This is a genomic window from Arthrobacter sp. BF1 (genome assembly GCF_056680215.1).
Window position 1 is genome coordinate 1,396,328 of record NZ_CM155271.1, and the last position, 11,196, is coordinate 1,407,523.

The window sequence follows — 11,196 nt, forward strand, 5'->3', positions numbered from 1 at the left end:
GGGTACGCCCGCTACAACTCCAGCACCACAAGCAAAGGAACCCCTTTCATGACCATGACCACCGAGCAGGCCGAATGGTTTGCAGGCACTTTCGACAAGCTCGTTTCCAACGTGGGCCAGGCGGTGCTGGGCAAGGAGCACGTCATCCGGCTGACCTTCACGGCGATGCTGGCCGAGGGGCACGTGTTGTTCGAGGATGCGCCCGGCACCGGCAAGACCATGCTGGCCAGGGCGATGGCCGCAACGGTCCAGGGCTCCAACAACCGCATCCAGTTCACCCCCGACCTCCTGCCCTCGGACGTCACCGGTGTGACCATCTACGACCAGAAGACGCAGAAGTTCGAGTTCCACAAAGGCCCGATCTTCAACAACATCGTCCTGGCCGACGAAATCAACCGTGCCTCACCCAAGACCCAGTCGGCACTGCTGGAAGTCATGGAGGAATCCCGCGTCACCGTGGACGGCGTGACCTATGAAGCAGGCCGGCCGTTTATGGTGATGGCCACCCAGAACCCCATCGAGCAGGCCGGTACCTACCGACTTCCCGAGGCGCAACTGGACCGCTTCCTGATCAAGACCTCCATCGGCTACCCGGACCACGCCTCCACCGTGCAACTGCTGGGTGGCTCCAATCTCAAGGACCGTTCCAAGGAACTCACTGCAGTCATCACCACGCAGGCTGTCGCGGACATGGCCGATCTGGCAGCCACCGTGCACGTTGATACGGCTGTCCTGGAATACATTTCCCGGCTCTGTGAGGAGACCCGCAACGCGCCCGAGAGCCGGTTGGGCGTCTCCGTGCGCGGTGCCATCGCCATGGTCCGGGCTGCGAAGGTCTGGGCTGCGAGCCAGGGGCGCAACTTCGTCCTGCCGGACGACGTCAAGGAACTGGCCCCCATGGTCTGGACCCACCGCTTCGTGATGGACCCGGAAGCGGAGTTCTCCGGCGCCACACCCGAGGCCATCCTGGCCCGGGTGCTGTCCGACGTCGCCGCACCGCAGCAGCGCGCCACCGTCTGACGCTCTCCAAAGCCCCGGACGATCACCCTTCAGCGCGAACAAAGGTACCTCTATGTCCAGCAGCACTCCGCTGAACCGGCTCGCTGAACGCCTCCGGCAACCCTTCCACCGGAACGGCAAACCCACCAGGCTGCACCCGTCCTCTGTTTGGGCCGAGGCCACCAGCACGGCAGGCCTTGCCCTCACCCCGGCGTGGGAGAAGGCCCGTGGCTTGTGGCTGCACTACGCGTGGCCGGTTCTGTCGGTGGTCAGCATCCTGGGCTGGTCGGTTCTTGCCGCCTCGATCCTGCTGTGGACCGCGGGGCAGGCCTTCGGCTGGCAGGAGGCAAAAGCTGCAGCCATCGCGGCGTTCGTCCTCTTCCTGATCGCTATCGGGTTCATCCTGGGCCGGTCCTCGTACGGCGTGATCCTGGACCTCGCCCGGACGCGGGTGGCAGTGGGGGACAGTGCGGTAGGTAGCATCGCCGTCTCAAACACCTCCACGCGCCCGCTGCTGCCGGCCGCCCTGGAACTGCCGGTGGGCAACGCTACGGCCGTCTTCCACCTGCCCAGGATGAAACCCCAGCAGGTGCACGAGGACCTTTTCACCATCCCGACGGCCCGCCGCGCTGTGATCGTGGTGGGGCCCGTCCGGTCTGTCAGGGCAGACCCGCTGCACCTGCTCCGCCGCCAGGTGATGTGGACCGAACCGGAGGACCTCTTCGTCCACCCCAAAACGGTGGCCCTGGCCGGTTCCGCGGCTGGCTTCATCCGCGACCTTGAAGGCATGCCCACCACGGATCTGTCCAGTGCCGACGTCTCCTTCCATGCGCTGCGCGACTATGTCCCGGGCGATGACCGGCGGCATATCCACTGGAAGACCACGGCGCGGACCAACAAGCTCATGGTGCGCCAGTTCGAGGAGACGAGACGCGCCCACCTGGCCATCTCGCTTTCCATCAATACCGACGAATACGCCTCTGAGCAGGAATTCGAAATGGCCATTTCGGCGGCCGCATCGATCGGACGGCAGGCCATCCGCGAGCAGCGCGAGCTCAATGTCCTCACGCAGAAGGGGCCGCTTCGCTGCGAAACCGGCCGCAACCTGCTGGACGACATGACCCGGATCGCCGGGGCACCCATGCGGCGCAACGCCGTCGACCTCGCCCGGACCCTGGCCGACACCGTCCCTAATGCTTCGGTGGTGTTTTTCGTGGTGGGCAGCAATGTGACGCCCTCGCAGCTCCGTTCGGCGGCGGCGTCCGTCCCGCCCGGTGTGCGGAGCCTGGCGGTCCGGCTCCAGATCGGGGCAGCCCCCGGCCGCGCCAACATTGCAGACCTGACAGTGCTGACGCTCGGCGACCTCGCCGACCTCGCCATCGTCCTCAGAAAGGCAGCAGCATGAGCTCCGCATCCGACCTCCGGCCCCGGGCGTCCTCGCGGCGGCAGGGTGAGTCAGCCTTCGCCGACGGCCAGCCCGCCTGGCACTTCATTCTCGACGCCGGCGCGCTCACCGTATTGCTCGGGCTCGGCGTGCTGGGATTCAGCCTCAGCTTCGGCGGCGACCCCTATTACCTGATCGCCGGATTCGGCGGCATCATCCTGGGCCTCGGCATCGCCGCCCTCAATGCCCACCTGCGCCTTGGCCTGCTGATCACCACGGCACTCGCCCTGGGCGCCTATCTGGTTTTCGGAACGTTCCTCGCGGTGCCGGATGCTGCGATTGCAGGCTTCGTCCCGAGCCTCGACTCCCTGCGTACGCTGCTGCTGGGCGTGGTGTTTGCCTGGAAGGACATGCTCACGGTGGGCGTTCCGGTGGGATCCGCCGGCGGTGTCCTGATTGTCCCGTTCCTGAGTTCGCTGCTCACAGCCCTGGTTGCCGGCCTGCTGATCTGGCGTCTGAAGAGCCCGTACTGGCCGCTGCTTCCGGTGCTGGTGCTCTTTGTCACCGGTATTGCGTTCAGCACCAATGCGGCCTTCCTGACCGTTGAGCGTGGCATTGGCCTGACCGTGGTCGCGATTGCCTGGGCGACCTTCCGCCGGGACGTGCTGCGGCGCAGTGATACCCGGAAGGTCTCGGTCAACCGGCCGCAGGCAGACGCCGCCACGGCTAAGCGGGCAAAGCTCCGCAGGCTCGGTACCGCCGCCGCCGTCATCGCGGCCAGCGTGGCCATCACGGCCGTGGCCGCGCCACTGGTCACCGCCAGCAGCGACCGCAAGGTCCTGCGCAACGTTGTGGTCCCGCCCTTCGACCCCAAGGACTACATCACGCCCCTGGCAAGTTTCCGGACGTTCGTCAAAGACCAGAAGGACGACACCCTCTTTGTGGTCAAGGGACTTCCCCGGGACGGCAGGGTCCGGCTGGGCGCCCTGGATGCCTTCAACGGCACCAACTACAACATGGACCCCAACGGTTCCGGCAGCTTCAGCAAGGTGGGAGACACTGCGTCCATCAACACCTTGGCGGACACGGCCAGCGTGGTGGCCACCAACGATTACTCCCTGGACATCATCATCGAGGACTACCAGGGATATTTTGTCCCGGGCGGCCGGAAGACAACCGGCCTGAGCTTTGACCGGAGTGCGTCCGTTGCGGCCTCGGGCCTGTACTTCAACGCGGGCACGGACACCGCTGTCACCACCCAGGGCCTGTCCCAGGGCGATTCCTACAGCGTCCAGGTCTCGGATCCGGTCAAGCTTGAGCACGGCCAGCTGACCCAGTACGACTTCGCGAAGATCACCCTTCCCGATGCGCTTGAGGTCCCGCCGGTGGTTGGTTCCCAGGCCAATGACCTGTCGTCCGATGCGCCCACCCCCATCGACCGCGTGCGCCAGATCGAAGCGCATTTCCAGAAGACCGGTGCTTTCAGCAACGGGCTGGTCACTGAGGGCCAACTGCCCAGCGTGTCCGGCCATAGTTCGTCCCGCATCAGGAACCTGCTGACCGCCAAGCAGATGCTCGGCGACGACGAACAGTACGCCGTGTCCATGTCCCTGATGCTGCGCCACCTTGGCATCCCGTCGCGCGTCGTTATGGGTTTCTACCCTGATCCGACCAGCCCGGAGAACGGCGCCGGAGAGGTCAAAATTACGGGCAAGGACGTCCATGCCTGGGTGGAAGTTGCCTTCGACCGGGTGGGCTGGGTCAGCTTCGACCCCACGCCGCCCAAGGACAACATCCCCATCCCGCCAGACCCGGAAAACAAGTCCAAGCCGAAGCCGCAGGTGCTGCAGCCGCCGCCCCCGCCGCAGGAGCCGGTGGACCTGCCGACGGATTCCTCGCCCGACGCGCTTGACGCGGATGAGAAGAAGAACAACCCGTGGCTGTTCTGGGGTGCCCTGCTCGGTGCTCTGGGCGTGGCGCTGATCCCGCTGGCCATCCTTGCGTTGCCGCTGCTGCTGATCGCGTTCCTCAAATCACGACGCCGGAAGGCGCGTTTCACCGACGGCCATCCTGCGCAGCGGGTCGGCGGGGGATGGAATGAGGTCCTGAGCCTGGCTACGGACATGGGCGCCGGGATTAACACCCGTTCAACGCGGCGCGAAAGTGCGGCAGTGGTCGCCGAGGCCTTCCCGGCCACGGGACAGACCACCACTCTGCTGGCGAACCGCGCGGACGCCTCCATCTTCGGGGCGGGCCAGCCCACCGAGGACGAGGTCCGGGAGTACTGGGCCATCGTGGACGGTTCACTGAAGGAGATCACCGGCACCGTCGGATTCTGGCGGCGCCAGCGGGCCAGGTTCTCGCCACGGTCCCTGCTGGCCGATGGCCGCACTGCCCTGACATCCCGCAGTACACGGCTCGGGCTGCTGCTGCCGACGCGTTCCGCCAGGACTGCAGCGGCACAACCGCCCGCCACCGGTAGGGTGGAGACCGGTCCGGACGTTCCCGGCAGCACGGATCCTGCGGTGCAGGGCAACAGCTCCGGCGGCACGGCGGCTGCGTCCGAGGCTGATGAGACCACCGTTCTGCGGAACCCTGGCAGGAAGAACCACACTAAATCATGATGACCGAGCCCGAGCGCTGCCAACGGTGCCAGCAACTGATCCGCGGCGGCGCCACGTTCTGCACGGCCTGCGGTGCCCCGCTGCCCAACAGATCTGCCCGCAGCGGACGCAACGTGGACCATGCACAGCGGGCCCTGATGGAAAACGCTGCGGCGCACGCGGGTCAGATTCCCGGTACTATCCCGGTAGTACAAACGGCTCCAGGGGGAGGAACGGGAATGGCAGCCAATCTTGAGCTGGTTCCAGCCACGGCCGGCAAAAGGCTAGGCGCCGCAGTACTGGACTGGCTGGCACCCGTCGCGGTGTTGGTGGTGACCTTTGCCATCGGCTTTGCCGGCATCACCCGCACCCAAAGCGGCGGTTTTATCATCTACGACACCGCCTCCCTGGTCCTGTTCGGCAGCATCGGACTGGGCCTGACCCTGGTGTATCTGGTGGTCCTCGCCGGCATGGAGGGCCGTTCCGGTGCCACCATTGGCGGCCGGGTCATGGGTATCCGCAGTGCTGACAAGGACGGTTACGCCCCCGGCACCGGCGGAGTTTTCGTGCGTGGCCTGGTCACCGGTGCCGGGATCATCCTGGCAGTCTTGGCCGCGGTGCTGATCGTCATCTTCAAATGGTTCGACATCGCGCTGTTCATCCTCGGGCCGTTGGTTCTGGTCGGTGCCGTGTGGGCCGTCCTGGTGGTTGTGTCCAATACGTGGGACGCCGATGGCAGGCTCCGTGGCTGGCACGATGCAGCGGCCAAAACCCTGGTTTTCGATGTCAACGCGGGCCGCAACCCCATCACCACGGGCGGGATCCAAGGTCCCTACAGTTTCGCGCCCCTGGACCTGCCGCCCGTGCAGCCGGTGGCTTCGCCGGTGGCCCAGCAGGCCGCCCCCGCCCAGCGTGCCTCCGTCCAGCACGCCCCCGTCCAGTCGTATGCTGCACCCCCTGCACCCGCGCAGCCCGCACCCGCGCAGCCTGCGCAGGTCCAGCCATACGCCCCGCAGCCTGCGCCGCAGCCCACAGCCGTTCAGCCGGAAACCGCGCAGTCCGCCCCCGCTCAGCCTTACGCCGCGGCACAGACGTATGCGCCGCCGTCGTTCTCCCCGCCGGCAGCCAATTCGTTCCACCCGCCAATAGCCCCGGCGGCGACCCTTCCGGTTCCCGCCTCGGGCGCAGCACACCCCGACGATGACCTGGACCGCACGCAGATGCGCGGCGGTGCGGCCTCTGCCGCCCCAGTCGCCGTGCTGCGGATCAAGCTCGACGACGGCCGGGACTTCCAGCTGGACCGCAGCGTCCTGGTGGGGCGGAACCCCGTGGCCCAAGCGGGTGAGCAGCAGGCCCAGCTCCTGCCCGTTACGGATCCCGGCCGCTCTATTTCCAAGACACACCTCCACCTGCTGACCGACGGTGCAGGCGTCTGGGTGACGGACCGCAACTCCACCAACGGCAGCGCCGTCACCACGCCGGATGGCCGCCGGACGCCCCTTCAGCCGGCCGTGCCCGCCTTTGTCAGCCCGGGATCCACCGTCCACTTTGGTGACCGCTCCTTCCACCTAGGACAGGCATGAACCCTCAGCCCGCCAGTGTTTCCCCCGACGCAGAAAACGTGCCCGGCCTCAGCCTGAGCTATGGCTACGGCACGGACCGCGGACTGCGCCGCGAGCTCAATGAAGACTCCTTCATCGCCTCGGACCCGGTCTTTGCCGTGGCCGACGGCATGGGCGGGCACGAAGCCGGGGAGATCGCCAGCGGCATGTGCGTCCGTGCGTTGGCGGCCATGCCGCAACTGGCCACCGGCGAGCGCAGCGTCACCGCCGCCGTACTCCAGCAGTACCTGCTCCGCGCCGACAGCTCCATCCGCGAAGCCACCGGCGCCCGGGCCGGAACCACGCTGACAGGCGCTGTTGTGGTGGAGCAGATGGGAATGCCGTACTGGCTGGTCCTGAACATCGGCGATTCCCGGACGTATCGGCTGAGCCAGGGGCATTTTGCCCAGGTCAGCGTGGACCACTCGGAGGTCCAGGAACTCGTGGACGCGGGCGAAATCACGCCCGAGCAGGCCACTGTCCACCCCCGCCGCCACGTGGTCACCCGGGCTCTGGGCACCGGCGACGAGACGGAAGCGGATTACTGGCTGCTGCCCGTTGAGGAGGGCGACCGGATCCTGATCTGCTCGGATGGCCTCACCGGTGAGCTGACGGACGAGCACTTGTTCCGCATCCTCAGCACCGTTGCCCATCCCCAGGACGCCGTGGATGCCCTGATCCAGGCCGCCCTCCGCAACGGGGGCCGCGACAACGTCACCGTCATTGTGGTTGACGCCAAGAACGTGATGAACGACGCCGGCATTGCCACCACCGCCCCCCGGCCCACCGTGGATGCGGCAGTGGAGGTCACGCTGCCCAGAGCAGAAATTGTTGACGCCAGCCGGGCGGTTGCGGATGAAGACGAAAGCGGGAAACACTGAGATGGCCACCGCCAACTACACAGCGGGCGCCTGGCTGGGCGTCCTCCGCTCGCGCACTGCCGTGTTCCTGGGCCCCGGCACCTCGCCGGCCCTCGTCCAGTCGCTCTGGGACCTGCTCGAGGACGCTCCTGAAGTGCACGAGGTCCTGCATGCGGTCACCAGCAGCTTCGGTGTTTCGCTGGCAAAGATCCCGTCGTTCGGCATCGTGGATTTCCGTGACGGGCTGCGGGTCTTCCTCCGCGGTGACCTGGACCTGACCGTACAGCTGCCCGGCGGCCCCGTGGAACTGAATGGACGGGACGTCACCACGTGGACTGAGCGGCGCTTCGACCTGCCCGAGTGGTACCGCCTGACTGTCGCGGGCGGGACCCGGCCCGGGACAGTCCTGCCGCTCACCGAGGGCGTGGTTCTGCTGCAGTCGCTGACCGTGGCGGTGACGAGTGCCCCGGCTGAGACACGGGAAATCGTTGCACCGGGACCGCCTGTGGTACCTGAACCGGCAGGGGCACCGGACCCGTCGGACGCGCCTGAATTCGCCGCCGCAGCCGAGCCCGAGGTTGCACCTCAGCGGGAAGTTGCACCACAGCCCGAAGCTAAACCGCAGCCGGACGCAGCACCGGAGCCCGCCGTCGTACGGGAAACTGACGCGGCGCAGGAAGCTGACGTTCCGCCAGAGGCCGACGCCGACAGTTCGCTCAGCGGAAGCACCGGCAGCACAGGAACCACGGACCGCGAGGCCTCGGTTGAGACGGTGATGGGGCTCATGGACGATGACGCCCACTATGCCGCGGAGACAGCTGAGACTGAGCAGGAGGCCCGGGCCGAACCTTCCTCGGAGGTTGAGTCCGCGGCCCCTGCCGACCAGATGCCCGCACACGAGCTGACCGGCACGTACGACCATCTGTGGGAAAAGACTGTGATGCGCCGCATCGAGGACGCGGCCGTGCGCGACGAGCCTGAAGATTCCGACGCTGACGCAGCGCCTGACGCAGCAGCACCTGACACTGACGCCACGCCGGACGCGCCATCTCCGGGCACACCAGCGCCGGACGCACCCGTTCCGGCCACACCCGCTCCGGCCACACCCCTTCCACTCTCCGTGCCGGCGACAGGCCCCGGCGGCGGCCTCATTGACTCGGTCCCGTGGCGGACCGGTGGGAGCACCGTTCCGGCCGCACAGGTTCCGCCGTCGTTCAACCCGCCCCAGGTGCCCGTTCCCGCCAGCGGCCCAATTGTGGATCCCGAGGAGTTTGACGGAGACCATGACGGCCAAACCATCATGAAGAGCGACCTTGCCGGCCTGGGCGCACACCCGGAACCCGTACACGAACCGGCATCCGGCACCGGGCCCCTGGTCCTGGCCCTGGTCTGCGGCAGCGGCCACGCCAACCCGCCCACCCACGCCCAGTGCGCCACATGCGGTTCGCCGCTTCCACCGGACGCCGTCCAGGTTGCCCGGCCGCGGCTCGGTAGGATGCGTGTCTCTACCGGTGAACTGGTGGACCTTGACCAGTCGCTGGTCATCGGTCGTCAGCCTTCCGTTTCCCGGGTCCAGGGCGGCGTGATGCCCCGGCTCGTCCAGGTATCCAGCCCCGGCGGCGACATTTCACGTTCGCACGTTGAGGTCCGGCTCGAGGGCTGGCATGTGATGCTGTGCGATCTGAAAGCCACCAACGGCACGGTCCTGGTCCGTGAGGGTCAGCAGCCGCGCCGCCTGGCACAGAACGAGATGGCCATCCTGCTCGACGGCGATATCGCGGAACTGGGTGACGATATCTCATTGCGTTTTGAGGAGATTCTTTGAGTTCCAAACGGCCGATTGCGCCGCCGCCCCCTATTCCGGGGTTCACTTACATCAGCCTGCTCGGCTCCGGCGGGTTCTCCGACGTCTACCTTTATGAACAGGACCGACCCCGGCGCAAGGTGGCCGTCAAGGTACTCCTCTCGGACCTGAAGACCGAGGGTGCCCGGCGCCGGTTCGAGTCCGAGGCCAACCTGATGGCCCAGCTCTCGTCCCACCCGTACATCGTGACGATTTACGAGGCAGAGGTGACCGAGGCCGGGCACTCCTACCTGGCCATGGAGTACTGTTCCAGGCCCAGCCTGGATGTCCGCTACCGCCGCCAGCGTTTCAGCGTTGACGAAGTCCTTGCCGTCGGCATCCAGGTGGCCTCCGCCGTCGAGACAGCCCACCGCGCCGGCATCGCCCACCGGGACATCAAACCCGCCAACATCCTGGTCACGGACTACAACCGGCCCGCCCTGACGGACTTCGGAATCTCGGGCACCCTGGGTGGCGACGCCGATGAAGACGCGGGGATGTCCATCCCGTGGTCGCCGCCGGAACAGTTCACCGACGGCCCCGTTGACGGAGTGATGGTGGACGTTTGGGCGCTGGGCGCCACCCTCTACACCCTGCTTGCCGGCAGGTCGCCGTTCGTGATGCCGGGCACCGACAATTCCCAGCGTGAGCTGATCTCCCGTATCACCAACTCGCCGCTGCCCCGTCTGGGCCGGGCTGACGTGCCCGAGTCGTTGGAACGCGCGCTTGCCACCGCCATGGCCAAGCCTGCTGCCTCCAGGTACTCCTCGGCCCACGCCTTTGCCCTCGCCCTGCAGCGGATCCAGGCCGAACTGAACCTCTCGGTCACGCCCTTTGAAGTGCTCGAAGAGGCCAACCACGATGACAGTCACCCCGACGACGGATTCGAGGAGACCCGCGTCCGGAGCATTGCGGCGATCGATCCCGAGCGGACCGGCAGCGCCCCCACTTTCCCGGCCCGCACCCGGCCTCAGGGCCCCGGCGCCGGCGCCCCGCCGTCGGGCTTTTCCGCAGGAGGATTTGCCCCGGCACCTGCGGCCGCGTCAGTGCCCCGGCCACAGGTTCCGGGCAGTCTTTTCACCGGCCCGCAGGACGGCCAGGGTGCCGGCACTCGGGTGGGCGGCCCGGCAGGCAGCAGCCCGGCCGGCCAGGCGGTTGGAGATCCGGCGGGGGAGTGGGCCCATGCCACGATGCTCCGCGGCAGCGCGCCGGCCGCCGACTATGGCACGGTACCCGACGCAACTGTCCAGCGCCCTGGCTTGCTCCCCGGCCAGGCGGCACACCAGACCGGACAGCAGGCGGCGCAGCAGGCGGCGCAGCATGCCGGCGGCCGGACTGGCCGCGCGGAACCGGAAATCGATGCGACCATCAGCCGTCCCGCGGCCGCGCCGGAAACGGCACCGGAGACCGCTCCTGACCAGGGCAAACGGAACCTGTGGCTCGCCCTCGCGGGCGGGACGGTGCTGGTGCTGGCCATGATTGTGGGGATCGTGCTGGCGTCATCAGCACCGGGGCCGAAGGTGGCCGAGACCGCCCAGATCAGCAAGCCCCCGGCGGATGCCCTGGACAACGGGACCGTCCCGGATGTTGCGGGCCTCGATGGTGTGATGGGCGCCAACGGCAGGATTGTCTTCACGTGGACGAATCCCCAGCCGAAGGACGGCGACACCTACAAGTGGCGCCTCACTGATTTCGTGACCCGCGAACCAGGGCCCTACCAGGTGGCAAAGGAGACCCGCGTCGAGGTAGCACCGCCGCCGGACAGGAACATCACCTGCATTGACGTCATGATCGTCAGGTCGGACGGAGCCGCGTCCCCAATGGAGGGACCCTCTGGAACCTGCTACACGAAATAGACAGGCACCCGACCTAAGAACATGCGTTTTGCCCAACGAGGAGAGGCACG

Annotated in this window: 7 protein-coding genes; all 7 read left to right on the forward strand. The window is 67.2% G+C overall.

Features of this window, described 5'->3' with window-relative positions:
- The first annotated feature begins 48 nt into the window (after positions 1-48).
- The 7 genes from AC1MCD_RS06570 to AC1MCD_RS06600 all read left to right on the forward strand — a co-directional run bounded on the left by AC1MCD_RS06570 (position 49) and on the right by AC1MCD_RS06600 (position 11,146).
- A complete protein-coding gene (locus AC1MCD_RS06570) occupies positions 49-1,020 on the forward strand; it encodes an AAA family ATPase (RefSeq protein WP_498676975.1) in 972 nt (323 codons plus the stop codon).
- A 52-nt stretch (positions 1,021-1,072) separates the two neighbouring features.
- A complete protein-coding gene (locus AC1MCD_RS06575; RefSeq protein WP_498676978.1) occupies positions 1,073-2,404 on the forward strand; it encodes a DUF58 domain-containing protein in 1,332 nt (443 codons plus the stop codon).
- Positions 2,401-5,007, forward strand: a complete 2,607-nt coding sequence (locus AC1MCD_RS06580) for a transglutaminase TgpA family protein (protein WP_498676980.1) — start codon at positions 2,401-2,403, stop codon at positions 5,005-5,007. The genes AC1MCD_RS06575 and AC1MCD_RS06580 overlap by 4 nt, the downstream gene beginning before the upstream one ends.
- Before the next feature lie 218 nt (positions 5,008-5,225).
- Positions 5,226-6,569, forward strand: a complete 1,344-nt coding sequence (locus tag AC1MCD_RS06585) for an RDD family protein (RefSeq protein WP_498676982.1) — start codon at positions 5,226-5,228, stop codon at positions 6,567-6,569.
- On the forward strand, positions 6,566-7,468 hold the full coding sequence (locus AC1MCD_RS06590; RefSeq protein ID WP_498676984.1) for a PP2C family protein-serine/threonine phosphatase: 903 nt from the start codon (positions 6,566-6,568) through the stop codon (positions 7,466-7,468). Before AC1MCD_RS06585 ends, AC1MCD_RS06590 begins: the two co-directional genes overlap by 4 nt.
- A 1-nt stretch (position 7,469) precedes the next feature.
- On the forward strand, positions 7,470-9,272 hold the full coding sequence (locus AC1MCD_RS06595) for an FHA domain-containing protein (RefSeq protein WP_498676986.1): 1,803 nt from the start codon (positions 7,470-7,472) through the stop codon (positions 9,270-9,272).
- Entirely contained in the window at positions 9,269-11,146 is a 1,878-nt protein-coding gene (locus AC1MCD_RS06600) for a serine/threonine-protein kinase (protein WP_498676990.1), read from the forward strand. Before AC1MCD_RS06595 ends, AC1MCD_RS06600 begins: the two co-directional genes overlap by 4 nt.
- Positions 11,147-11,196: the final 50 nt, after the last annotated feature.